The organism is Paenochrobactrum glaciei, assembly GCF_039522165.1.
GTDB classification, from domain to species: domain Bacteria; phylum Pseudomonadota; class Alphaproteobacteria; order Rhizobiales; family Rhizobiaceae; genus Paenochrobactrum; species Paenochrobactrum glaciei.
In genome coordinates this window covers 81,582-104,356 of the sequence record NZ_BAAADE010000003.1, presented here as the reverse complement: position 1 = coordinate 104,356, position 22,775 = coordinate 81,582, and the positions used below count along the sequence as shown (strand labels likewise).

Here is a 22,775-nt window from a genome sequence, read left to right as displayed (position 1 = left end):
GACTGATAAACTGCGCTTGGATGTTCTATTCCAAGCGCAGTTTTCTTTAAGGGCAGATGTCAAAATCGCCTTTTTGTGGGGCAGCCAGTGGTTTGAAACTTGAGCGCTCCGGCTTTAAATCAAGCAGCGGTGTATCACTCAGGCAATCAAGCCCACGCACCCAGAGAAGATTATTTTCTCTTTTTTCCAGCAAAACGATAGATGTGCCGATCGGGTTTGGCCGGATGGGTGAGCGGATGGAAAATGTGCCGCGTATCTCACCATTATTGGCAGGGCTTTGAAAAATCAGATCACGGCGCGATTGATGCAGCCAATAAAGAATTTCCAAGTGTTGAAATTCTTCTATGCCTTCAAGAGCTGGCGCCCAAGGTTCAAAAATTTCAATCTGGCATAAAGGCCCGTCATGACGGCCTTGGCGCGGACATTCAAGTCTGGATGTCCAAGGGGTTGTGATACGGCCGATAAACTCAAGCCCTGCATCCTGCGCTTTGGGCGCTGTGACAGCACGCTCATTAAGGCGAAGATCACTTTCTAAACTCTCAGCAGCAGCCTGTTTGGGTGTTAGATCGCTCATTGATGTTCGCTTTCAGGTAAAACAGGGGCGCAAAGCGGGTAGGGGCTACCGTGAAGCTGACCGATTGTGACGTCGATTTGATAAATCTTTTTCAGGTTTTCCGGCGTGATGACCGCTTTTGGTGTGCCGCTGGCAATGAGTGCGCCTTGATGCAGCAGGACGACCTGATCGGCGCAGATAAAAGCGTGATCGGGGTTATGGGTCGATAAAATAACGCTGATGCCGGATTTTGACAGTTCTTTAATCAGCTGCAAAATGCGTAACTGATTGCCGTAATCAAGGCTGGCGGTTGGCTCGTCCATCACCAGAATTTGTACTTTTTGCATCAAAGCGCGGGCAATCAGGACGATCTGGCGCTCGCCACCGCTGATTTCCGTATAGGCTTTATCGGCCAGATGCGCCATGTTGAAACGCTCAAGCAAGTGCAATGCTTCCTGCATTTCTGATGCGGATGGTTTGGCGGTGAGGCTTAATTGGGCAGCTGCCCCCATGACGACTACATCCAGCACATCAAACGGAAAAAGTGCATTATGGGCTTGCGGCACATAGGCAATTTTACGGGCGCGCTGGTGGAGGCTCAATTGCTCTAATGGCTCATCATCCAGTGTGATACGGCCACTATGTGGCTTGATGAGGCCGAGCAGCGTTTTAAAAAGCGTTGTTTTACCAGCACCATTGGCGCCTAGCAAACACAGCACTTCACCTTGCGCAACGCTTAAATTGATATTTTGCGCGATGATGCGTTTGCCATAGCCAAAACTGAGGTTTTCTGCGCTTAATTTCATTGCCAGCCTCGTTTGCCGGAAGCGAGAAGCCAGATGAAAAATGGTGCGCCGACCGTGGCAGTTAAAATGCCAAGCGGTATTTCAATGGTTGCTATAGAACGCGCTAAAAGGTCAACAATCAGCAAATAGCCAGCGCCCAAAATCATTGAAACGGGTAATAGCTTGCGAAAATCGGGGCCGACAAGAAGGCGTGCAATATGCGGAATGATAAGGCCGATCCAGCCAATAATACCGGTGACGGAGACAGCTGCGGCTGTCATCAACGTTGCAGAAGCAATCAGCAGAGGGCGTAAACAAGCGGTGTTAACGCCAAGGGTTTTTGCTTCATCATCGCTGAGTGTCAGTAAATTGACCCGCCAGCGCAAAATCATCAGCGGTACTAAACCGAGGATAAAAGCAGGAAGCACAGATAAAACATCTGCTCTGGTGACAGCGGTTAAACTGCCAAGCAGCCAATAGGTAATGGCTGGCAACTGATCATAGGGATCAGCCAGAATTTTCAAGAGAGAAATAGCGGCACCCACCAGGGCGCCAATCGCGATACCGGCCAGCACCAGCACCAGCACCGGATCGCGGTTGCGGATTGCAAGGCCGAGTGAATAAACGGCGGCAACAGCCAGCAATCCGCCGCAAAAGCTTAAAATCTGCACAGTCACGACCGGCAGATATAGGAAGAGCCCTAAAATGGCACCCAAACTGGCTCCGGCAGAAACGCCCAGAATATCGGGCGAAACGAGCGGATTGCGAAAAATACCTTGATAGGTGGCGCCAGCCGCTGCAAGGGATGCGCCGACTAAGAGCGCCAGCAAAATGCGTGGCAGGCGGATGTTCCAGATGACATTTTGCGCCATTGCATCCGGTTGAGCGGAGTTTGGTGCGACGGCATGGATAATCACATCGGCAATGTCTTTAAAGCTCAGCGGATATTTGCCGATGGTTAAAGATAAAACCGCCAGTGCTGCTAAAACAAAAAGATAAAAAATAAGGGCTGGCCGCCTTTGAAGGTAATGAGCAGCCAGCCCTTTTTTGTTGCCTGTCATTATTGGGCGCGCACCGCATCATGCAGCAAAGCATCTACTTGGGCGTCCGACAGATCCACCTGATAAAACAGCTTGTAGAAATCACGTGTCTCGGCGCGCAAATCCCCTTCAAAACTGTCGGGGTAGAGGATCTGTACCAGCCAACGCACGCCAATCAGGCGGTTTACACTCGGGGGGGTGTCAAACCAGCCAAAGGGACGCATTGGAGTGCGGAAAACCAGACCATTTTGCACGGCATTCACGTCCTTCCACAATGGGTCGGTCTTGACTGCGGCAACAAATTTCTCATCCGAACCTAAGATAATGTGCGGGTTCCATGTGAGAACCTGCTCGAGCGACACATTGGTCAACCCGCCTTTACCAGTAGCGGCAGCAACATTTTTGCCACCGACAAAGTTTAGAATTTCCAAATTGATGGAACCATCCATACCGGTTTCTAAGCCATCAGCACCGCGGCCATAATAAACGGCCGGGCGATTTTCCGGCGCAATAGCGCCAAGCTTTGTATTCAGGCCATCAATGGTTTTGGTGGCGTAATCAGCCAATTGCTGAGCGCGTTCTTCGGTGCCGAGCAATTCACCCATCAGCTTGAAAACATCAGCAGTTTTATCAAAGCTGCCATCGATGAGAATATAAGGAATGCCGGTTTGCTCCTGCACCTTGTCGGCCAATGAAATATAAGTGTCGCTGATTGTGCCGACATCAAGTATAAAATCAGGCTTGGCTGCAAGAGCGGCTTCAATATTAGCAGTTCCGCCTTTGCCGGTCAGGCGGCCATAAGTTGGCAGATCAGCAACCGATTTCAGCAGATATTCTTTGTCTTTTGCGCCAGGTTCACGTACCCAGCCTGCCAGTTTTTCAGGCGCGACTGTGTAAATCAACACGGATGCCGGCGGGCCTGCGGCCAGCACCGAATTAACCGTGTCCGGCAATTCAACCTTACGACCGGCGGAGTCGGTAAATGTTCGGGCGTGCACTGTCCCGATAATGGCAAAAAATGCTGCGATAAGCAGGGTGAGAAAGCGCATGCTGATGGTTCCCGTTTAAGCCGTGTTTGCGTTTATGCAACGAAGGCTGATTTATTATAATTAGCATTATATTTGACAAAACATAACGCTTGTCAAACCTTACCCGTTTTTCCCATTTATATTAGCAAATAGAGAAATTTCAGGCTTAATCTTTTGGCGGCTCAAGTGTTTCGTTCAAATGTTCACGCAACCATTGCATTTGCGGCTCGATTGCGGCGGCTGTCAGGCGTTCCATCGCGCGAAACTGCTCAATCAACTCTTCACCAAAAGGGGTAACAATGGCACCGCCGCCATGTTTGCCGCCCCGTTGGGAATCCACTACCAGCTGGGAAAACATTGTATTCATGGCGTTTACCAGCATCCATGCGCGCCGGTAAGACATATTCATTGCCCTTCCGGCCGATGAAATGGAGCCGGTTTCTTTTATATGTTCAAGCAATTGGATTTTGCCGCGTCCGATGCGCTCGGCATTTGACTTTTCGTCGGAGACATCAATGCGGATGATTGGGTTCAGAGCAATCCCGGACAATCGTTTCTCCTCAGACAAGTGCATCGGCTTTAACAAGCCATAAAGGGTCAAAGTGAAGATAGCAAGATTTTGCGTGGGAGTTGAAAAAGGCGTTATATTTATCAAAGCCAATAATAATGCTTGAGTCGGTTCAAAGGGGTTGTGCAGATGCTGGATAAATTAGGTGTAACAATTCCGCTTGTTCAGGCGCCGATGGCAGGGGTGGCAACACCGCTTTTGGCAGCTGAAGTGTCGAATGCGGGTGCACTTGGTTCTATCGGGGCGGGGGCAACTGATGCAACAGGCGCGCGTGCGATGATTGAAGAATTGCACCAACGCACGAACCGCGCTTTTAACGTCAATTTTTTCACCCATGATGCAGGAGAAGCCAATGCATCGCGTGAAGCGGCATGGCTTGAATGGCTGGCACCTTTATTTGCAGAATTTGGTGCTGAACCGCCAAAGCAACTCAAAACAATTTATAAAAGCTTCAAGCATGATCCGGAATTATTGCCGCTTTTGATGGAAACAAAACCCGCCGTGGCAAGCTTTCATTTTGGCTTACCATCTGGCGAAGCTATTCAAGCGTTGAAATCTGCCGGAATTACCTTGATGGCATCGGCGACCAGTCTTGATGAAGCTCGCCAGATTAAAAAAGCTGGTTTTGATGTTGTGATTGCGCAAGGCATTGAAGCAGGTGGCCATCGCGGTATTTTTAATCCCGCTGGTGCGGATGATGGTTTGAGCGCCTTGGCTTTGACACAAATTTTAACGCGTGAACTGGATATGCCGGTGATTACGGCAGGCGGCATTATGAATGGCGCTGGTATTGCTGCGGCACTTAATTATGGCGCAGTTGCTGCGCAGATGGGCACCGCCTTTATTGCCTGTCCGGAATCTGCGGCTGATGATGCTTATCGTGCGGCATTAAAAGGTGAAGGGGCTTATCACACCCTTTTGACCCCGATTATTTCAGGGCGTCCGGCACGTTCACTGGCCAATCGCTATACGGCATTGCATAAAGTGCTCAAAGGCCACCTGCCGCCTGCTTATCCGATTGCTTATGATGCCGCCAAAGCATTGCATGCGGCGGCGAAAGCCAAAGGTGAAAGCGGCTTTGGCGCGCAATGGGCGGGGCAGGGTGCACCATTGGCGCGTGCCATGCCCGCAGCCGAACTGGTCGCTTTATTGGCACAGGAATTGCAGGATTATCGCTAAAACTTTTTATAAGGCGGCGACATGTAACATATATGGTTCCGGCAATGCCCTGCATCCGCATTCTGGGCGGCATTATGATGAAATAAGTGAAACTGACTGATGATGACTGAAGCAGCGGGTTATATTCCAGTACCACAGAATGTGCCGATACGAGATGAATTTATGCCTGTGATTGCAGATGTTTGCCGGTATTTAAAGAATGAAGCCGCAGATCTGGTGCATAGTGCTTATGTGTATGGCAGTATTTCGACCGGTCTGGCAATCCCGATGGTCTCTGACCTTGATCTGACCTTATTGCTTTATGCACAAGCGACAGAGGCCGATCAAAAGCGGCTGGAACATATTCGGCAGATGATTGAAAACTGTCATTCTGTGGTTAGCAAAGTTGATTTTGATATTGGTACAGTCGATCAGATCACGGCGCCTTTACCGGATTTAGCATGGCGGTTTTGGCTCAAACATCATTGCCGTTGTATTTATGGTGAAGATCTCAATGCTGGTATTGCACCTTTCAAGCCATCAAGGCTGATAGCTCTCAGCGTGAATGGTGATTTTCGTCAGGTGCTTGAGCGCTATGGTGAGAAAATTACAGCTTGCACGTCAACAACCTTATCACAAAAGCTGCGGCGTGAGGCGGCCAGAAAGGCAATTCGCTCAACCAATATTTTGCGACATGAAACGGATGTGGATTGGCCGTTGACACTTGATGATTATGCGGAGCGGTTTCAGTCTCTGTTTCCAGAGAAAAGAGCTGAAATGCAGTTCTTTTTAAAAGAGGCGAGAGCGCCTGCGCCACAAGTTGATGATTTTGCGTGTAGACTATTGGCTTTTGTCGATTGGATGGATGCGAAGCATAAAGAATTGAGCTGTTAAAGCGCATAAGTGAACTGCGTTGAAAAACTATCTAAAGTTCGATTGTGTTTTAGAAAACATGCCGTTAAGGACACGGCATGATGAGTCTTCCATGGTATATTACGATTTTATTTTTGCCTGTTATTTATCCTAAAAGCGCAATGACCATCATTGTTGTTTTCATTGGAGCAGGGGCATTGTTGCCGTTAAAACAAAGTCTGCGGGTCACTATTCACACATTAGCAGCCGTTATTTTAGGGCTTTTGCTGTTTGGCATTGCAATGGTGTATTAATGTGATCACCGTTTATTGGTGTATGCATTGGCCGTACACTTCTTGAAGACAGTACTGATATTTCTTATGGTTTTTAATATATTTTCTGCATAAAGTTTCAGCTAGTGTTTTGCATTCTTCTGGTGTGTTGGGATTAACAACGCGGCTGGTAGTGTCGTGATTTTCACCTGCAATCACCGCTGGTGCAGATGTTAAATTTGCGGCGCTGACTAGCGATAAAATCAAAATAGCTTTCATCATGATTTCCTATTATTTGTGCGAAATAATGGAAATCTAGCGCGTATGATCGGAAACTGAATTCCAAGTTTGATGGAAGAAATTTGTTATCCCACAAATATGATCGCATGAAGTTTGAATAGACGGTGAACGCATGCAGGGCGATAATTTTCCTTTTAGGGAGGTTATTATGTTTGGCTCAATTTTTGCTGCCAGTATTGCTGCTTTTACAATATTTTCAATGATATCACTGTCATTCGATACTACAAAAATGCTGGTTGAATCCCAACCTTCACCAGTAGCTTTGTCGGTTGCCGTGCCTGCCTATTCCCCTAAAAATGATGTGGCTATGTGCCAATATGCAACGCAAGATATGTGCCTTGCATATTGCCCTTCCGCGATGTGAGGCGAATGCTCTGATTATTCCTGGAAATGTGTCCCACTTAACCGTTAAATCAGTAATTGAGGTCGATATTATGAAATATATTTATCTTATTTTGTTGCTGTGTTCAGGAGTTGTTCCTCAAAAGGTTATTGCAGCAGAAAAGCAACTGAAATCATGCCAGATAAATTATCTTGATGGTCAATTGATTATTTGTTGTCCGGATGAAACCGGAAACTGGAGTTGTAAGCCCTATTAATCTGTGTGAATTTTAAGATATTTTATAATTAAATTAATGATACAAAAGATATACTTTAAGAGTTGTTATAGTTATGCCATTTTTTGATTAAATGGGGAGAGGCATGACAGATATTCATAATCCAGCGGTTCATACACGTAAAAAGCGCGTTATTGTCTTTGATACAGAAACGACTGGGTTATTACCTTATGATCGGATTATTACACTGGGGGGTGTAAAAATCGAAGGTGATGAGCTTCTTCCGCAATCTTTATATCTGATTTTTGATCCTCGTAAGGATAGTTCGCCGCAGGCTGAGGCTGTGCATGGATTTGATAACTGGATGACGCGATTTCAGGATTTGTTTGCTGATTTAGCGGTGCCTTTACGGAAATGGTTTAGCTGGGCGGATGAGGTTGTCGCGCATAACGCTGATTTTGATATGCGTTATATCCAGCGTGAATTTCGTAAGGCAGAGGTCGAGCAACTTGATCATCCGGTTTATTGTACAATGCAAATGGCTCGGGAGCAGTGGCAGGGTGAATCTGGTAAATTGGATTGCTGCTTGGAAAGAATAGGGCTTTCGCGCATTGGCCAACGCCATGGAGCGCTTGAGGATGCGTATTTGACGGCTGGGCTCTATTTGCACCAGCAAGGCGCTAAAAAACGCCTGCCTAAAGTCAATTCTTGGTATGAGCCAAAGAACCTCAAGTCATTTCCGGAACGCCCATCAGGCGAACTTCCCCGCCGTAGCCCTAAACGTCGCGCTTAACACTGGGTGAGGAATGTGTGGGGAGTTGTAAGTAAATAAAATCTCTTTTCTATTTTTTTGTGTTTATGGTGAGTAAGCAAACTATTTTAATAATTGTGTTTGTTTAAGCATTGATTTTTATGGCGCACCGCACCGGGCGATGATGACAACTACGTTTACGCTATAGTATTATAAAAGCGCGCCTGACGCTGGTCGGAATACGATTAATCACAGTGATTGCTGGCATATCTCTAGGCTCAGGCCCTATTAATTGATTGCATAGCGTTTGTTTGATTGATTCAATGACGGCACACAAGGAAAGTGCTGCCATGAATGAACTGATTGTCGGAGGCACAAACGCGCCGGATTGAGCCGTATTTACCGCCATCGCATGGCGCGCTGCTGATCGATGACCGCCGTTTATCTTCGTAATCAAAAATGGTCTGTGATGGCGTGACGCGCTTGCAGCTTACGGCCCACACAAGACAATTTACAACTGGTTCATCCGCTGGAACCGCATGGATATGTTTAACAAGATTTTTTTGGTTTTGGCATTCAAAAGTGGTACACTGAATCAGCTCATGATTGATGCAACACATCTCAAAGTCCATCGCACAGCGGCAGACAGCTTAAGAAGGGCCCGCTCCCTCGGTGTATCGGGTGCATTAAAGGTGGTCTGAACTCCAAGCTTCACGCTGTGTGCGATTGCAAGGCTGGCGATTGATCATGCTGTTTAAATTATTATTCAAACCAAGAGCACAAGCCGGATTGTAAGTAGCCATTTTCAATGCTGATAAGAGATCAGAACCAGTTGCAGATCCGGCTAATGTCATCATCGTATCAGTGACGAGACAAAGGCGATCTGCTGCTCGCGTATCGACATTTTCAATGCGTGCTCGACAACGTGAAATCCATCAGCGATGATACCAGCATATTAACGGTCACCGCCTAGAACTTCAGATATAAGGCCAGGGTTACGACTGGTTGAGGCAGGCATCGCATTCCACAAATGGGTCGCGTCTTGAGTATATGCCAAATCAGCCATCGCTGCTTCAGAATGTCCGGCGAAAAGGATGATGCCGCTTGTCGATAGCCGTTTGAGATAAGACGGTTTTTGGCATTCTGGTGCTATTGTCAAAAGGATAATACCGGGAAAGTCACGCGCCTTCCGCTTTAATGCGACAACGTCATCTTCTTCAAGCGGCCTTATTGCAGACGGATCACTAATACCGGGTCTGGCTGGAGATAGAAATGGGTCTTCAAGATGAATGCCAGTGATGCCGGAAATGCCATTTTGAATTGACTGTCTTGCAGCGGCGATGGCTTGTAAATAAACTTTACCATGAGCGGCAATAAAGGTGGTCAGAATATGTGTAGTTCCGTCTTGTCGTGCGCCCCAGGAATTTTTTTCTATTGCTTCAGCGGTTGGTGTGAAATTGAACTGTGTGAAAAAGAAAGCGCCGTATAAAACTTGTCTTTCATATCCCGTAGTGCGGGGATAATTGGTAATACGCCTCTGGCTGGACATGTTGTTTCCAGCCATTATTGGTTGATTTTATTTTTGAATATTACGTTTAGCTCGCTTTAAATATTACAAAGTTGCAGATAAAGCAGTTTGTGGCTTGCCAGTCGATAATTCCCCGAGTATCCCGATTAAAGAGAAAATGAACGCAACGTGTTTGGGAGGCGATACGCGTTTGTTATGTTGTCGCTCAGATATTCTGAGGGGGAACGCAAAGCGCTCTGTACACGGTTGCTGATTGTGAAATTCCGGGGGAGGAACTCAATGTATCGTAAATATCTTTTGGCGTTGTCGGCTGCTGTGGTTGCATTTTCGTCTTCTGCAAAGGCAGAGGATGTTGTGAAGCTTGGCATGGTTGTTGAGCTGTCAGGACCGGGCGCACCTGCCGGCACCAACTGGCGCGATGGTATTAAGATTGCCATTGATGAAGTCAATGCGGACGGCGGCATTCTGGGCAAGAAGGTTGAGCTTGGTGAATATGACACGCAGACCGATCCGCAGGTTTCGCGTGCATTGGTGCAAAAAGCCATCGATGATGGTGCTTATGCAATTCTTGGCACGATTTATTCCGGCTCGACGATGGTCAATATGCTGGTTGCACAGCAAAACAGCATTCCGCAATTTGTGGGTTCTGAAGCACCAAGCATTGTTGAAAAAGGCAATCCTTTTGTGTTCCGTACCTCAACCGGCGCACAGAAGGGCGTACCGGCACTGACCTCTTATTTCACTGATACATTGAAAGCCAAAAAAGTTGGCGTCGCATGGCTGAATAATGAATTCGGCAAAGGCGGCCATGATGTTTTTGTCGAAGAGATGAAAAAAGCTGGCATTGAAGTGGTTATCGATGTGGCGTCCGAGCAGGCGCAGACCGATTATGCTGCCGACGTTGCCAAGCTGAAACAAGGCAATCCTGAAGCGATCTTCGTTTATATGAATCAGGAAGAATCGGCTCGTTTTTTGATCGAAGCCAAAAAGCAGGGCTTGAATATGCCGCTGATTGGTGAAGTGACGCTGACAGAAGCAAAAGTTGTGGAACTGGCAGGTCCGGCAGCAGATGGTGCGATTGCTCATGTGGGTATTACCGCTGCGGCAACCGATGTTCCGGCTATTGGCGAGTTTTCAAAGAAATTTGAAGAAGCCTATAAGCGCAAACCTACCCATGATGCGCTCAAAGGTTATGTGGGTGTTTGGACGACCAAATATGTCACCGACATGGTTGGCAAACTGGATGGTGAAGCCTTTGCTGAGAAAATGCGTGGCCTGTGCCTGAATGCGGCTGACTATCCAAAAATCGCGCTGGATACTTGCTGGGATGATCGCGGAGAAATGTCACGCCCGAGCTTTATGGTTCAGGTGAAAGACGGTGTTCCGACCGTCATTGGCACTGTTCCGGCTAACTAATCTATGTCCTAATCGGCGTGGCGGTTTTGCCGCCGCGCTGCTCTGTGCTTCTTTCAGGTCGTATAATGTCCCAGTTTCTACAGGTTGTTTTGTCCGGTCTTGCAACCGGTTCTATCTATGCACTTGCGGCGATAGGTTTTACGCTGGTCTGGCAAGCTGCGCAGACTGTCAATTTTGCTCAAGGCGAATTTGTAATGCTGCCCGCTTTTTTTGTGCTGGCGGCAATGGGCATTTTCGGCATTTCTTTCTGGCCGGCTATGCTGATCGGGCTGGTGATCGCAATGATCGTGCTTGGACTGCTGTTCAAGAAGTTGCTGGTCGAACCGATATTGCCACATGGTGGCATCACGTTGATTATTGCGACGATGGCGCTGGGTATCTTTTTGAAAGAAAGCGTCAAAGAGTTTTATTCCGCTGAAGCGCAGCCTTTCCCATCCATGTTCCCGAATGATCCGATTGAAATTTTCGGCGCGGTTTTATCCTTGCGCGATATGCTCAATCTTGGCTTGTCACTGGCCATTGTTGTTTTGCTGACATTGTTTTTAAACCGAACCCGCACCGGACGCTCAATGCAGGCAACGGCACAAAATCCGGCCGTGGCAGAAATTCTCGGCGTCAATGTCAAGCGGATGATCCTCTATACATTTTTGATTAATGCTGCCTTGGCAACCGTTGCTTCTTATCTGATCAGTCCGGTTTATCTGGCAAAGTTCTCCAATGGTGAAACATTGGGTCTGATTGCTTTTATCGCGGCCATTGTGGGTGGGTTTAACCAGATCCGCGGCGCATTGGTTGGCGGTCTTTTGATCGGTGTTCTTGATAATCTGACCGCAGCTTATGTAACGGCACAATATCGTGCGGCCGTGCCGCTGGTACTGTTGATCGTCATCATTCTGGTGCGTCCGCAGGGCCTTATGGGCACGTCCGAAGGGAGAGCAGTGTGATGAGCGCGGCGAAACGCTATTCTTTCATTGCCGTGCTTCTGCTGTTGGCGGTGCTGGCTCCGCTGGGGCAAGGCAATTACATTATTTACATCTTAACCTCATGGCTGATTTTCTCAATCGCGGCGATGGGGCTTAATCTGACACTTGGTTATGCGGGGCAAATCTCGCTGGCTCAGGCATCCTTTATGGCAATTGGCGCTTATACAACCGCCTTGCTGACACTGGCTGGCTGGCACTGGCTGCTTGCTATGCCTGTCGGATTGTTTTTGTGCTTTTTGGTAGGGCTTGTGCTTGGCTATCCGGCCTTGCGTGTCAAAGGTCATTTTTTGGCTTTTGTAACGCTGGCTTTTAACACGCTGGTCTTTCTTGTTCTGCGCAATGAAGAATGGCTAACGGGTGGCAATTACGGGCTGGTTGGTATGCCGCGCCCTGATTTATGGTTGTTCTCGGCGAATAAAAGCCTGCCATTTTACTATTTCACCCTGAGCGTGACTGTGATTGCAGCTTTGATCTTTTGGGGCATTGTGCGCTCCCCGTGGGGGCGTGCGTTTAAAGCACTGCGCGAAAATCCGATAAGAGCTGAAAGCTTGGGCGTTGATACGCGCCGCATCACTTTGCTGGCCTTTGCGATTGGCTCTGTTTATGGCGGACTTGCCGGTTCTTTGATTACGCCGCTGGTGCAATTTATTGAGCCGGGTTCGTTCAATGTAGGCCATTCATTGAAGATTTTGCTGATGGTCGTCGTTGGTGGTTCAGGCTTTTACTTCGGGCCATTTATTGGTGCCGCAGTTGTCATTTTGCTGCCGGAAGTGCTGCGTTTTACCGAAGGCTATTATCTGATCATCTATTCGGCATTGGTTATTGTCATGCTGGTTTTTGTGCCGTCCGGTTTGATTGGCGTATGGGATAAATTGCGCGACAAGTTCTGGCCAAAACAACAGGTTCGCGGTGATATGCAGCAGGGGGCGCGGTTAAAATGAGCAATCCTGTGCTTTCAGTGCGCAATATCGAAAAACGCTTCGGCGGCATTCATGCCGTGCGTGATGTGTCATTTGATGTTCAGCAAGGCGAAATCCTTGGTTTGATCGGCCCTAATGGTTCGGGAAAATCCACCCTGTTTAATTGTATCCTTGGTCAGCTTCAGCCCAATAGTGGTGAAGTGCGTATCAATGGCAATAAGGTTTCAGGGATGCGCGCTTCTGACCTCAATAAGCTTGGGGTCGGGCGTACATTTCAGCAGCTTTCGGTCTTCCCGAAAATGTCGGTGATCGAGAATATTATCCTTGCCGGTCAGGAGCATAAAGGCACCATGACATCCCGCTTGTTTGGCCCGGCTGATGCGGGGCTGACAGCTGAGGCCGAGCAGATGATCTCCTTCTTCCGTCTTGAGCATCTGCGGGATGAGCTTGCCGGTTCTCTTTCTTATGGTCAGCAAAAATTGGTTGATGCGGCGATGGCTTTCATGGCGGGGCCAAGCCTTGTCTTGCTTGATGAGCCGGCAGGCGGCGTTAATCTGACGATGCTGAGCAATCTGAAAGAGCGACTGACGACCTATAATGCCGAACATGGCACGACTTTTGTGGTGATTGAACACAATATGGAATTTGTCATGAGCCTTTGCACCCGCATTATCGTGCTTGCTGAAGGGTGCATTATCGCGGAAGGAACACCGGACGAAATTCGCTCAAACCAGATGGTTATCGACGCTTATCTGGGAGGATAACAGATGCTGGAACTTAAAGATGTTCATGGTGGTTATGGTAAAATCACCATTTTGAATGGCGTGTCTTTTACCATTCCCAAAGCGTCGATCACCACTGTTATTGGCCCCAATGGTGCCGGTAAATCAACGGTTTTCAAGGCGATTTTTGGTCTTCTGAATATCCAGTCCGGGCAAATACTGCTCGATGGAAAAGATATTACCCGCCAAACCCCGCGCCAGATGATTGCGCATGGTGTCACCTATGTGCCGCAAGGGCGCAATGTGGTGCCGCAGCTGTCCGTTTATCATAATCTGGAGCTTGGCGGCATTACGGCCAGTGACCAGACCAAAGTGCGTGAGCGCATTGAAATGGTGATGGATCAGTTTCCGATGCTGCGTCAATATAAAGATCGCAAAGCCATCGAACTATCTGGCGGGCAGCAGAAACAGCTGGAAGTAGCACGCGCTTTATTACTTGATCCGAAGCTTATTTTGATTGACGAACCATCCATTGGTTTGTCACCCAATCTGGTGCAGGAAGTGTTTCAGACACTGACCCGGTTGCGTGATGAGGGTGTCACCATTTTGATGGTTGAGCAAAATGCCAAGGCAGCCTTGGCGATGTCTGACTATGGGCTCGTTCTGGAACTCGGCCAGACGCGTATGCATGATGAGGCATCAAAGCTGTTGGCTGATCCGCGTGTCGGGCAATTATTCCTTGGCGGGCATATCGAATAGTCGGAGAAGCTATGCGTTTTGATGAAAAATGCGTTGGAAGCGCGTTAGCTTGTAAAATTTAAGCGCGCTTCAAAATTATTGGTAAGCTTTTTTGCTGGTTCTGTTTTGTGCTTCAATATTCGGCAACTGAACTTTTCATATATGAGATTTTTATATCCTGACGGCTTTCCCTCTCTCGAACCACTATGCGGTTTAGCTGCATAATTCCTGCTCTTCGCGAGCGTTTTTATAAAAAGACGCCATCAACAACAGCCGTTGCATGTCTTCGGCTGAATGTCAGGAGTTTGGAATGATGGATATCCTTATGATAGCCGCAGGCGCCGGATTTATCGGCCTCAGCTATTTTTATGCTCTCGTTTGCGATCGTCTTTGAGAGCGCATGATGTGGTTTGATTATGTTCTTGGCGGCTCGGTGGCCGCATTGCTCACGCTTTATTTGCTTTATGCATTAGCCAAGCCTGAGCGCTTTTGAATCTGTTTCTAAAAGCAGAAAGTACTTCCAATGACATTCAACGGATTATTGCAAATTGCGATCCTGTTCGGGATCACAATTTTGCTGGTCAAGCCGGTTGGCGGGTATCTCACCTGTGTTTTTACCGGCGAGCGGACTTTTTTATCTTCTCTTTTAGCGCCGATTGAACGAAGCCTTTATAAGCTTGCCGGTACGTATGAAAGGGAAGAACAGCACTGGACCGCCTATGCGGCTTCGCTCCTGATGTTCAGTATTGCCGGGTTTGTTTTTCTTTATGTCCTGCAACGCTTGCAAGGCATGTTGCCTTTTAATCCGGCCAATATGCAGGCGGTTGAGCCGACCTCTTCCTTCAATACTGCTGTGAGTTTTATGACCAATACCAACTGGCAGGGTTATGGGGGCGAGAGCACCATGAGCTATCTGACCCAAATGGCTGGTATTACGGTGCAGAACTTTGTTTCCGCAGCAACCGGTATTGCTGGTGCTATGGCAATTACGCGTGGCTTTGCCCGTTCATCCAGCCCGACGATTGGTAATTTCTGGGTCGATCTGACCCGCGCCACACTTTATGTGCTGCTGCCGATTTGTATAGTTGGCACGCTGGTGCTGGTTTGGCAGGGTGTGCCGCAAAATCTCAATGACTATACGGCTGTGACCACGCTTGAAGGCGCTCAGCAGGTCATCGCCCAAGGGCCCGTCGCCTCACAGATGATTATCAAACATCTGGGGACTAATGGCGGCGGTTTCTTTAATGCGAACTCATCGCATCCATTTGAAAACCCGACGGCGCTTACAAACCTTATTCATCTTTTGTCGATCTTTGTGATCTCGACAGCGATGACCAATGTGTTTGGCCGGATGGTTGGCAATCAACGTCAGGGCTGGATGTTGTTTGCGGTTTTTGCTGTGTTGGTCGCGTTGGGAACGTCTGTTCTTTACTGGGCTGAAAGCACCGGTAATCCGCTGATGCAGGCGCTTGGTGTTGTGGGCGGCAATATGGAAGGCAAAGAAGCACGCTTTGGTATTGCCTTATCTTCATTGTTTTCTGAGGTGACAACGGCGGCTTCCACCGGTGCTGTTAATAATATGCATGACAGCCTGATGCCGCTTGGTGGCTTGGTGCCGATGTTCAACATGCAAATCCCGAACCTCGGCGGTATTGGTGCGGGTATTTACGGCATGCTGTTATTTTTCATGCTGGCGATTTTTATTGCTGGCTTGATGGTGGGGCGCACACCGGAATATTTGGGTAAAAAAATCGAAGCCAAAGAGGTCAAAATGAGCCTTTTGGCGACGCTTGGCCCCTCGCTCGCGATCCTTGGATTTGCAGCATTGGCGGTGGTCTTGCCACAAGGATTATCCAGCATTCAGGATGCAGGCCCGCATGGGTTCAGTGAAGTGCTTTACGCTTATTCATCGGGTGCCAACAATAATGGCAGTGCCTTTGCAGGGCTGAACGCCAACACGCCTTTTTATAATCTAACCGTTGGTTTTGCCATGCTGATGGGACGCTTTCTGCTCATCGTGCCGGTGCTGGCGATTGCAGGTTCATTGGCGGCTAAAAAAACGGTTCCGGTTACTGCCGGTACATTGCCAACCACTGGCGCTCTATTTGTCGGCCTTGTGTTTGGTGTGACGATGATTGTCGGCGGTCTGACCTTCTTTCCGGCTTTGGCGCTTGGACCCGTTGTTGAGCATTTCTCGCTTCTGTCCGGCAAACTTTTTTAAAGGTGGATGATGAATAGAAAACCAAATTCTACCGAGCCGGTCAGCCAGGCAAAACTGAGGCAAAAGCGCTCAAAATGGTTTGGTAAGCCTGGTGGATACCCCAAGCCAATGAGCCTGATGCTGTTGTTTTTGCTGATTGTTTTGCTGGGTGTCTATGTGGCGGAGTTTTTGAAATGACCACTTTGGTCTTTAAAAACACCAGCACTGATGATGAAATTTTTATGCAGCCTTCAAGGCTTTGCACGAAATCAGACGGAGGGCTCTCATGAGCCAGTCAAAATCTTCAAGCATTTTGGATGCTAAAATTCTTCTGCCCGCCATTGGTGGTGCCTTTCGAAAACTTGACCTGCGCAGCCTTGCCAAAAATCCGGTGATGTTTGTGGTGGCTGTCGTGACATTGCTGACCAGTGTGCTTTTTTTGCGCGATTTGGTCAGTGGCGGTGATGACTTAGGTTTTTCTTTCCAGATCATATTGTGGCTGTGGTTTACGATTTTGTTTGCCAATTTTGCGGAAGCTGTAGCCGAAGGGCGCGGTAAAGCGCAGGCAGAATCTCTGCGCCGCACCCGCACCGAAACAGAAGCTAAACTGCTGAATGGTGACAGCAAAACCGATTATAAGGTGGTTGCTGGCAACAGCCTAAAAGTAGATGATATTGTACTGGTGGAAGCCGGAGATATTATTCCTTCTGATGGCGAGGTGATTGAAGGTGTTGCTTCGGTCAATGAAGCCGCAATCACAGGTGAATCTGCACCGGTTATACGTGAATCCGGTGGTGATCGCTCGGCGGTAACCGGCGGCACGCAGGTGCTTTCCGATTGGATACGTGTGCGTATTACGGCGGCTGCCGGTTCCACTTTCATTGACCGTATGATCTCGCTGGTGGAGGGGGCAGAGCGCCAGAAGACACCAAATGAGATTGCACTCAATATTCTGCTTGCCGGTATGACGCTTATTTTCGTGCTGGCAGTGGTAACAATTCCAAGTTTTGCCAGTTATGCCGGCGGTTCGGTGCCGGTAATTGTGCTGGTTGCACTGTTTGTGACACTCATTCCAACCACAATTGGCGCTTTGCTTTCAGCTATTGGCATTGCTGGTATGGATCGTCTGGTGCGGTTTAATGTGCTGGCTATGTCAGGGCGTGCGGTGGAAGCTGCCGGCGATGTTGATACATTGCTGCTTGATAAAACCGGAACGATTACGCTTGGCAATCGTCAGGCTACTGAGTTTTGTCCGGTTTCGGGTGTCAGTGAACAGCAATTAGCCGATGCGGCACAACTTTCGTCATTGGCGGATGAAACGCCGGAAGGCCGCTCCATCGTTGTGCTGGCGAAAGAGAAATATGGCATCCGCGCTCGCGATATGGGCAGTCTGCATGCAAGTTTCGTGCCTTTTACAGCGCAAAGCCGGATGAGCGGCGTGGATATCGAAGGGAGTATTATCCGTAAAGGTGCCGTGGATGCTGTGCTGAAATATGTTGAGGCAGTAGGGGCAAAAGCTTCAATAACAGCACAGGTACAAGAAGTTCAGGCGATTGCTGCGCAGATTGCCAAAGCGGGCGGCACACCCTTGGCGGTTGTCAAAGACGGGCAATTAATGGGTGTGGTGGCGCTGAAAGATATTGTCAAAGGCGGCATTCGTGAGCGGTTTGCAGAATTACGCCGCATGGGTATCCGGACGGTGATGATTACCGGTGATAATCCGATGACGGCTGCGGCGATTGCTGCAGAAGCGGGCGTGGATGATTTTCTGGCGCAGGCAACACCTGAAAACAAGCTGTCTCTGATCCGTGAAGAGCAGGCAAAAGGCAAACTTGTTGCCATGTGTGGCGACGGCACCAATGACGCACCTGCATTGGCGCAGGCAGATGTGGGCGTGGCGATGAATACCGGCACGGTGGCAGCGCGCGAAGCGGGCAATATGGTTGATCTTGATAGTGATCCGACCAAATTGATCGAGATTGTGGAGATCGGTAAGCAATTGCTGATGACACGCGGTGCGCTGACCACTTTTTCGATTGCTAATGATATTGCCAAATATTTCGCGATCATTCCGGCAATGTTTTTGGCTTTTTATCCGCAATTGGGCGTGTTGAATATTATGGGGCTGCATAGTCCGCAGAGCGCTATTCTCTCGGCCATTATCTTCAATGCGTTGATTATTGTGGCACTTATTCCGTTGTCGCTGCGTGGTGTCAAATATCAGGCGGTTGGTGCTGGTGCGCTGTTGAGCCGTAACCTGATGATCTACGGCCTTGGCGGGATTATCGTGCCTTTTGTCACGATTAAGCTGATTGATATGGCTATTACGGCTTTGGCTTTGGTGTAAGGAATAAGTTCATGTTGAAACAATTACGTCCAGCCTTGGTGATGATAATTGGCCTGACGGTTATCACTGGTATTCTTTATCCGCTGGGGATGACCGGCGTTGCGCAAGCATTATTTCCGGTGCAGGCAAATGGTAGTTTGGTTGTCAAAGATAATCAGCTTGTCGGCTCAGCGCTCATCGGCCAGCAATTTACCTCCGAGCGGTATTTTCATGGCCGTCCGAGTGCCGCAGGCGAGGGCTATGATGCAACATCATCGGGTGGCTCTAATCTTGGGCCGACAAGTGCTGCTTTGTTGGAGCGTGTGAAAGCGGATGTATCCAAGCTGAAGGCAGAAAATCCGAACCAACCCGTTCCGGTGGATCTGGTGACAGCATCAGGTAGCGGACTTGACCCGCATCTGACACCTGCTGCTGCCTTGTTCCAGATACCCCGTATTGCCAAAGCACGCGGGCTTGATGAAACAAAACTGACCGCATTGGTGAAAACGCAGACACAAGAACGTTTGCTTGGTGTACTGGGGGAGCCGGTCGTGAATGTACTTGCGCTTAATCTCGCACTGGATCAGGTTAAGTGATGCATTAAATCAGCAGGATTACCGCTGCATGAATGAAGATACAGCACGCATAGCAGACAATCGCCCGTCACCGGATGCATTGCTTGCACAGGCTGAACAAGAAACCCGTGGCCGCCTCAAGATTTTTCTCGGGGCGGCTCCGGGCGTTGGTAAAACCTATGAAATGCTGATGTCCGGTCGCAATCTTTTGGCCGATGGCGTGGATGTGGTGATCGGCATTGTGGAAACACATGGCCGACAGGAAACCGCGGCACTTACCGAAGGTTATGAAATTATTCCGCGTGCGCGCGTGGATTATAAAGGCCATGTGCTGGACGAGATGGATCTGGATGCAGTATTGGCACGTCGTCCAAAACTTGTGCTAGTCGATGAGCTTGCCCACACCAATGCGACAGGCAGTCGCCATCCTAAGCGCTATCTTGATGTTGAAGAGCTGCTTGCGAACGGGATTGATGTTTATACCACGCTGAATATTCAGCATGTTGAAAGTCTCAATGATGTTGTGGCACAGATCACCCGTATCCGTGTGCGCGAAACGGTGCCGGATAGTATTATTGATCGTGCCGATGATATTGAAATTGTTGATATAACGCCGGAGGATTTGATCAAGCGTCTGAAAGAGGGCAAGGTCTATCTGCCGAAGACGGCAAAACGCGCAACACAGAATTATTTCTCTGCCGGTAATCTCACCGCTCTGCGTGAGCTTGCCCTTCGGCGCACAGCGCAACGTGTCGATGATCAGCTGCTTAAACATATGCAGGCCAATGCTATTTCAGGGCCATGGTCGGCAGGTGAGCGGGTGTTGGTTTGTATCGACGGAGAGCCGCATGGTGCGGCTTTAATTCGTTATGCGCGCAGACAGGCGGATCGGTTACGCACACCCTGGACGGCGCTTTATGTTGAAACATCCCATGCGGTGGCGCTTTCAGAAGAAGAAAAAGATCGTATAGCGACTACATTACGATTGGCCGAGCAGCTTGGCGGTGAAATTATTACATTAACCGGTCATGATGTGGCGCAGGATATTATCAATTATGCCTTGGCGCATAATTTCAGCCATATCGTGATTGGTAAATCCAGTAAATCACGCTTGCGCGAAATGATTGAAGGTTCTGTTTCGCATGATCTGATCCGCAAGGCGGGCAATCTGAGTGTGCATGTGATTGCCGGTTATCCGCAAGCCGCAGCGCCTGCGCGACCTGTTGCGGCAGCCGTGCGTAAAATGGTTTCGCTGCAACCTTATTTGTTCAGCCTTGGCTATATTGTGCTGGCACTCCTTGCCGGAACATTGCTTTCGCGTGTGCTGGATGTGCGTAATATTGCGCTGGTGTTTTTGATGGCCGTGCTTGTTTCAGCTGTGACTGCTGGTTTACGTCCGGCTTTATTTGCTTCGGCTATCAGTGCGTTTGTGTTTAATTTCTTCTTTTTACCGCCGCTATATACGCTTGATATCAGTGACCCTGAAAGTGTGATTGCGCTGGTGTTTTTCATCTGTGTGGCGGTGATTACCAGTAATTTGACAGCGCGGGTGCAACGGCAGGCCGTGGCTGCACGCCAACGTGCCAGAACCACCGAAGGGCTTTATCAATTCAGTAAAAAACTTGCCGGTGCCGGTGCATTGGAAGATGTGCTTTGGGCAACGGTTTATCAGATTGCAGCCCTTTTGAAAGTTCGTGTCGTGGTGTTGCTGCCGGATGAAGGCGCAGTTGATAAAACAATTTCTGTGCGTGCCGGATATCCGCCTGATGATAGTTTGGCGGATGCGGATATCGCGGCTGCCCGCTGGGCATGGGAGCAAGACCGTCCGGCAGGGCGCGGCGCAGATACATTGCCGGGCGCTAAGCGGCTTTATCTGCCTTTGCGCGCTTTCGGGCATACAATTGGTGTGATCGGGCTTGATGATGATCGGCAGGGGCCGATTTTAACGCCTGAACAACAGCGTTTGTTTGACGCCTTGGCAGAGCAGGCAGCTTTGGCGATTGCGCGTATTCAGCTGGTTGATGATCTTGACCGTGCCAAGCTTGCCGTGGAGGCAGACCGTTTGCGCTCGGCTCTGCTGAGATCCATTTCGCATGATTTGAAAACGCCGCTTGCTGCTATTTTGGGAGCGGCTGATACGCTTAAAACCTATGCTGTGACATTGCCGGATGAAGACCGTGCAGAATTGCTGACGACGGTTGTGGATGAATCTGAGCGTCTCAACCGCTTTATTGCTAATCTTCTTGATATGACGCGAATTGAATCAGGTGCTATGCAACCAAATAAATCGCTGCATTATTTAGGTGATGTTGTTGGCAGCGCCTTGAAACGTGCAGGCAAAATTTTGGTGCATCATCGTATTGAAACAAATATTGCTGCCGACTTGCCGATGCTGAAATTGGATGGTGTTTTGTTTGAGCAGGTCTTATTTAACCTGCTGGATAATGCCGCTAAATATGCACCTGAAGGAAGTCTGATCTCGATTGAAGGGCATGGCGAACAAAGCGACATTGTGCTGAACATCAAAGATGAAGGAGCCGGCATTCCTGAAGGCGATGAAAAGCGCATTTTTGATAGCTTTTATCGCGTGCGAAAAACAGATCAGGTACGCGCAGGCACAGGGCTTGGACTGGCAATTTGCAAAGGCTTTGTAGAGGCGATGGGGGGCACGATTACCGCTTCCAACCGACGGGAGCCTTCTGGCCAAAGCGGTGCGGTTTTTACCATTCGGCTGCCGATGGAAAGCTGCGCCCAGTTGGAAGCAAATCTAGGTGAAAGGCTAAACATTCAATGACACAAAATGTGGTCAAAATTCTTGTCGTTGATGATGAGCCACCGATCCGTAAATTGTTGCGGGTAGGGCTTGGCACAGAAGGTTTCGCCGTTCTGGAAGCTCCGTCTGCTATGATTGCGCGCGAGATCATGCAAGCTGATAAGCCTGATCTGGTTTTGCTGGATTTAGGACTGCCGGATATGCCGGGGCATGACCTTTTAAGTCTTTGGCGTTCAGAAAAGCTTGATCTGCCGGTGATTATCCTCTCAAGCCGCACCGATGAAGCCGGAATCGTGAAGGCGCTGGAAACAGGTGCTGATGATTATGTGACTAAACCATTTGGCATGAAGGAGCTGGCCGCGCGTATTCGCGTGGCGTTGCGGCATAAATTACAAAAGCAGGGTGAAAAGCCAGTATTTCAGACCGGAGAATTATCGGTTGATTTGGTCAAACGCATTGTGCGGCTCAAAGGGCAGGAGGTGAAACTCTCGCCGAAAGAATATGATGTGTTGCGCATTATGGTGCAGCATGCGGGCAAAGTACTGACACATAATTTTATTCTGGGTCAGGTTTGGGGTGGCATGAGCGATGTGCAATATTTGCGTATCTATGTGCGTCAATTACGCCAGAAACTGGAAGATATTCCTGATCAGCCATATTATATTCTGACGGAAACCGGTGTTGGTTACCGGTTGCGGGAGCCCGAAATCTTTGACGCTGACTAAACGGA

The 22,775-nt window shown here is 48.9% G+C and carries 24 protein-coding genes; 17 read left to right on the top strand and 7 right to left on the bottom strand.

Annotated features, from left to right (window positions below; all coding sequences use genetic code 11):
- Nucleotides 1-46 precede the first annotated feature (46 nt).
- The 5 genes from tsaA to ABDZ76_RS10045 form a co-directional block, all read right to left on the bottom strand.
- Entirely contained in the window at nucleotides 47-574 is a 528-nt protein-coding gene (gene tsaA, locus ABDZ76_RS10065; RefSeq protein WP_343804994.1) for a tRNA (N6-threonylcarbamoyladenosine(37)-N6)-methyltransferase TrmO, read from the bottom strand.
- Nucleotides 571-1,359 carry an ABC transporter ATP-binding protein gene (locus ABDZ76_RS10060; protein WP_343804992.1) on the bottom strand — a complete coding sequence of 263 codons (789 nt, stop codon included), beginning with the start codon at nucleotides 1,357-1,359 and terminating at the stop codon, nucleotides 571-573. The genes tsaA and ABDZ76_RS10060 overlap by 4 nt, the downstream gene beginning before the upstream one ends.
- Nucleotides 1,356-2,399: a FecCD family ABC transporter permease gene (locus tag ABDZ76_RS10055; RefSeq protein ID WP_343804990.1), complete on the bottom strand. Its 1,044-nt coding sequence runs from the start codon at nucleotides 2,397-2,399 to the stop codon at nucleotides 1,356-1,358. The genes ABDZ76_RS10060 and ABDZ76_RS10055 overlap by 4 nt, the downstream gene beginning before the upstream one ends.
- A complete protein-coding gene (locus ABDZ76_RS10050) occupies nucleotides 2,399-3,427 on the bottom strand; it encodes an iron ABC transporter substrate-binding protein (protein ID WP_343804988.1) in 1,029 nt (342 codons plus the stop codon). Before ABDZ76_RS10050 ends, ABDZ76_RS10055 begins: the two co-directional genes overlap by 1 nt.
- 145 nt (nucleotides 3,428-3,572) lie before the next feature.
- Entirely contained in the window at nucleotides 3,573-3,956 is a 384-nt protein-coding gene (locus ABDZ76_RS10045; RefSeq protein WP_374844561.1) for a winged helix-turn-helix domain-containing protein, read from the bottom strand.
- Between the two features lie 147 nt (nucleotides 3,957-4,103).
- Here ABDZ76_RS10045 and ABDZ76_RS10040 point away from each other — a divergent pair, with 147 nt between their 5' ends.
- The 3 genes from ABDZ76_RS10040 to ABDZ76_RS10030 all read left to right on the top strand — a co-directional run bounded on the left by ABDZ76_RS10040 (nucleotide 4,104) and on the right by ABDZ76_RS10030 (nucleotide 6,298).
- Nucleotides 4,104-5,153, top strand: coding sequence for an NAD(P)H-dependent flavin oxidoreductase (locus ABDZ76_RS10040; protein ID WP_343804986.1), 1,050 nt, complete (start codon nucleotides 4,104-4,106; stop codon nucleotides 5,151-5,153).
- Between the two features lie 99 nt (nucleotides 5,154-5,252).
- Complete coding sequence (locus tag ABDZ76_RS10035; RefSeq protein ID WP_343804984.1) at nucleotides 5,253-6,026, top strand: nucleotidyltransferase domain-containing protein; 774 nt, start codon at nucleotides 5,253-5,255, stop codon at nucleotides 6,024-6,026.
- Between the two features lie 77 nt (nucleotides 6,027-6,103).
- Complete coding sequence (locus ABDZ76_RS10030) at nucleotides 6,104-6,298, top strand: hypothetical protein (RefSeq protein WP_343804982.1); 195 nt, start codon at nucleotides 6,104-6,106, stop codon at nucleotides 6,296-6,298.
- Between the two features lie 12 nt (nucleotides 6,299-6,310).
- Here the strand turns inward: ABDZ76_RS10030 and ABDZ76_RS10025 are convergent, their stop codons facing one another.
- Nucleotides 6,311-6,538 carry a hypothetical protein gene (locus ABDZ76_RS10025; RefSeq protein ID WP_343804980.1) on the bottom strand — a complete coding sequence of 76 codons (228 nt, stop codon included), beginning with the start codon at nucleotides 6,536-6,538 and terminating at the stop codon, nucleotides 6,311-6,313.
- 130 nt (nucleotides 6,539-6,668) lie between these two features.
- Between ABDZ76_RS10025 and ABDZ76_RS10020 the strand changes: the two genes are divergently transcribed.
- Complete coding sequence (locus ABDZ76_RS10020; protein ID WP_343804978.1) at nucleotides 6,669-6,920, top strand: hypothetical protein; 252 nt, start codon at nucleotides 6,669-6,671, stop codon at nucleotides 6,918-6,920.
- A gap of 338 nt (nucleotides 6,921-7,258) precedes the next feature.
- Complete coding sequence (locus ABDZ76_RS10015; RefSeq protein ID WP_343804976.1) at nucleotides 7,259-7,906, top strand: 3'-5' exonuclease; 648 nt, start codon at nucleotides 7,259-7,261, stop codon at nucleotides 7,904-7,906.
- A 913-nt stretch (nucleotides 7,907-8,819) separates the two neighbouring features.
- On the opposite strand, the gene ABDZ76_RS10010 is transcribed toward ABDZ76_RS10015, so the two are convergent.
- Nucleotides 8,820-9,428 (bottom strand): hypothetical protein, encoded by a 609-nt coding sequence (locus tag ABDZ76_RS10010; RefSeq protein WP_343804974.1) that lies wholly within the window; start codon nucleotides 9,426-9,428, stop codon nucleotides 8,820-8,822.
- Between the two features lie 243 nt (nucleotides 9,429-9,671).
- Here ABDZ76_RS10010 and ABDZ76_RS10005 point away from each other — a divergent pair, with 243 nt between their 5' ends.
- The 12 genes from ABDZ76_RS10005 (at nucleotide 9,672) to ABDZ76_RS09950 (ending at nucleotide 22,770) form a co-directional block, all read left to right on the top strand.
- Nucleotides 9,672-10,808, top strand: a complete 1,137-nt coding sequence (locus ABDZ76_RS10005; RefSeq protein ID WP_343804972.1) for an ABC transporter substrate-binding protein — start codon at nucleotides 9,672-9,674, stop codon at nucleotides 10,806-10,808.
- 65 nt (nucleotides 10,809-10,873) lie between these two features.
- On the top strand, nucleotides 10,874-11,752 hold the full coding sequence (locus ABDZ76_RS10000; protein WP_343804970.1) for a branched-chain amino acid ABC transporter permease: 879 nt from the start codon (nucleotides 10,874-10,876) through the stop codon (nucleotides 11,750-11,752).
- Nucleotides 11,752-12,732 (top strand): branched-chain amino acid ABC transporter permease, encoded by a 981-nt coding sequence (locus tag ABDZ76_RS09995; RefSeq protein WP_343804968.1) that lies wholly within the window; start codon nucleotides 11,752-11,754, stop codon nucleotides 12,730-12,732. The genes ABDZ76_RS10000 and ABDZ76_RS09995 overlap by 1 nt, the downstream gene beginning before the upstream one ends.
- Nucleotides 12,729-13,475, top strand: a complete 747-nt coding sequence (locus ABDZ76_RS09990) for an ABC transporter ATP-binding protein (protein WP_343804966.1) — start codon at nucleotides 12,729-12,731, stop codon at nucleotides 13,473-13,475. The genes ABDZ76_RS09995 and ABDZ76_RS09990 overlap by 4 nt, the downstream gene beginning before the upstream one ends.
- 3 nt (nucleotides 13,476-13,478) lie before the next feature.
- On the top strand, nucleotides 13,479-14,192 hold the full coding sequence (locus tag ABDZ76_RS09985; protein WP_343804964.1) for an ABC transporter ATP-binding protein: 714 nt from the start codon (nucleotides 13,479-13,481) through the stop codon (nucleotides 14,190-14,192).
- Nucleotides 14,193-14,571: 379 nt separating this feature from the next.
- Nucleotides 14,572-14,664: a potassium-transporting ATPase subunit F gene (locus ABDZ76_RS09980; RefSeq protein ID WP_343804961.1), complete on the top strand. Its 93-nt coding sequence runs from the start codon at nucleotides 14,572-14,574 to the stop codon at nucleotides 14,662-14,664.
- A 30-nt stretch (nucleotides 14,665-14,694) separates the two neighbouring features.
- Entirely contained in the window at nucleotides 14,695-16,392 is a 1,698-nt protein-coding gene (gene kdpA, locus ABDZ76_RS09975; protein ID WP_343804959.1) for a potassium-transporting ATPase subunit KdpA, read from the top strand.
- Between the two features lie 6 nt (nucleotides 16,393-16,398).
- Entirely contained in the window at nucleotides 16,399-16,569 is a 171-nt protein-coding gene (locus ABDZ76_RS09970) for a hypothetical protein (RefSeq protein ID WP_343804956.1), read from the top strand.
- 88 nt (nucleotides 16,570-16,657) lie between these two features.
- A complete protein-coding gene (gene kdpB / locus ABDZ76_RS09965; protein ID WP_343804953.1) occupies nucleotides 16,658-18,718 on the top strand; it encodes a potassium-transporting ATPase subunit KdpB in 2,061 nt (686 codons plus the stop codon).
- Nucleotides 18,719-18,729: 11 nt separating this feature from the next.
- Nucleotides 18,730-19,293 (top strand): potassium-transporting ATPase subunit KdpC, encoded by a 564-nt coding sequence (gene kdpC / locus ABDZ76_RS09960; protein ID WP_343804951.1) that lies wholly within the window; start codon nucleotides 18,730-18,732, stop codon nucleotides 19,291-19,293.
- 28 nt (nucleotides 19,294-19,321) lie between these two features.
- Complete coding sequence (locus ABDZ76_RS09955) at nucleotides 19,322-22,066, top strand: DUF4118 domain-containing protein (RefSeq protein ID WP_343804948.1); 2,745 nt, start codon at nucleotides 19,322-19,324, stop codon at nucleotides 22,064-22,066.
- The gene (locus ABDZ76_RS09950; RefSeq protein WP_343804946.1) at nucleotides 22,063-22,770 is read left to right on the top strand and encodes a response regulator transcription factor; all 708 of its coding nucleotides are present in this window, start codon (nucleotides 22,063-22,065) and stop codon (nucleotides 22,768-22,770) included. Before ABDZ76_RS09955 ends, ABDZ76_RS09950 begins: the two co-directional genes overlap by 4 nt.
- The last annotated feature ends 5 nt before the right edge of the window (nucleotides 22,771-22,775 follow it).

Bases quoted from the DNA above. Each gene is read 5' to 3' on its own strand.
- ABDZ76_RS09950 (WP_343804946.1), top strand. From the start codon at position 22,063: ATGACACAAAATGTGGTCAAAATTCTTGTCGTTGATGATGAGCCACCG.
- ABDZ76_RS09995 (WP_343804968.1), top strand. From the start codon at position 11,752: ATGAGCGCGGCGAAACGCTATTCTTTCATTGCCGTGCTTCTGCTGTTG.
- ABDZ76_RS10035 (WP_343804984.1), top strand. From the start codon at position 5,253: ATGATGACTGAAGCAGCGGGTTATATTCCAGTACCACAGAATGTGCCG.
- ABDZ76_RS10020 (WP_343804978.1), top strand. From the start codon at position 6,669: ATGCAGGGCGATAATTTTCCTTTTAGGGAGGTTATTATGTTTGGCTCA.
- ABDZ76_RS09955 (WP_343804948.1), top strand. From the start codon at position 19,322: ATGAATGAAGATACAGCACGCATAGCAGACAATCGCCCGTCACCGGAT.
- ABDZ76_RS10030 (WP_343804982.1), top strand. From the start codon at position 6,104: ATGATGAGTCTTCCATGGTATATTACGATTTTATTTTTGCCTGTTATT.
- tsaA (WP_343804994.1), bottom strand. From the start codon at position 574: ATGAGCGATCTAACACCCAAACAGGCTGCTGCTGAGAGTTTAGAAAGT.
- ABDZ76_RS10055 (WP_343804990.1), bottom strand. From the start codon at position 2,399: ATGACAGGCAACAAAAAAGGGCTGGCTGCTCATTACCTTCAAAGGCGG.
- ABDZ76_RS09970 (WP_343804956.1), top strand. From the start codon at position 16,399: ATGATGAATAGAAAACCAAATTCTACCGAGCCGGTCAGCCAGGCAAAA.
- ABDZ76_RS09985 (WP_343804964.1), top strand. From the start codon at position 13,479: ATGCTGGAACTTAAAGATGTTCATGGTGGTTATGGTAAAATCACCATT.
- kdpB (WP_343804953.1), top strand. From the start codon at position 16,658: ATGAGCCAGTCAAAATCTTCAAGCATTTTGGATGCTAAAATTCTTCTG.
- ABDZ76_RS10000 (WP_343804970.1), top strand. From the start codon at position 10,874: ATGTCCCAGTTTCTACAGGTTGTTTTGTCCGGTCTTGCAACCGGTTCT.
- kdpA (WP_343804959.1), top strand. From the start codon at position 14,695: ATGACATTCAACGGATTATTGCAAATTGCGATCCTGTTCGGGATCACA.
- ABDZ76_RS10015 (WP_343804976.1), top strand. From the start codon at position 7,259: ATGACAGATATTCATAATCCAGCGGTTCATACACGTAAAAAGCGCGTT.
- ABDZ76_RS10005 (WP_343804972.1), top strand. From the start codon at position 9,672: ATGTATCGTAAATATCTTTTGGCGTTGTCGGCTGCTGTGGTTGCATTT.
- ABDZ76_RS10010 (WP_343804974.1), bottom strand. From the start codon at position 9,428: ATGGCTGGAAACAACATGTCCAGCCAGAGGCGTATTACCAATTATCCC.
- ABDZ76_RS10040 (WP_343804986.1), top strand. From the start codon at position 4,104: ATGCTGGATAAATTAGGTGTAACAATTCCGCTTGTTCAGGCGCCGATG.
- ABDZ76_RS09990 (WP_343804966.1), top strand. From the start codon at position 12,729: ATGAGCAATCCTGTGCTTTCAGTGCGCAATATCGAAAAACGCTTCGGC.
- ABDZ76_RS09980 (WP_343804961.1), top strand. From the start codon at position 14,572: ATGATGTGGTTTGATTATGTTCTTGGCGGCTCGGTGGCCGCATTGCTC.
- ABDZ76_RS10025 (WP_343804980.1), bottom strand. From the start codon at position 6,538: ATGATGAAAGCTATTTTGATTTTATCGCTAGTCAGCGCCGCAAATTTA.
- ABDZ76_RS10060 (WP_343804992.1), bottom strand. From the start codon at position 1,359: ATGAAATTAAGCGCAGAAAACCTCAGTTTTGGCTATGGCAAACGCATC.
- ABDZ76_RS10050 (WP_343804988.1), bottom strand. From the start codon at position 3,427: ATGCGCTTTCTCACCCTGCTTATCGCAGCATTTTTTGCCATTATCGGG.
- kdpC (WP_343804951.1), top strand. From the start codon at position 18,730: ATGTTGAAACAATTACGTCCAGCCTTGGTGATGATAATTGGCCTGACG.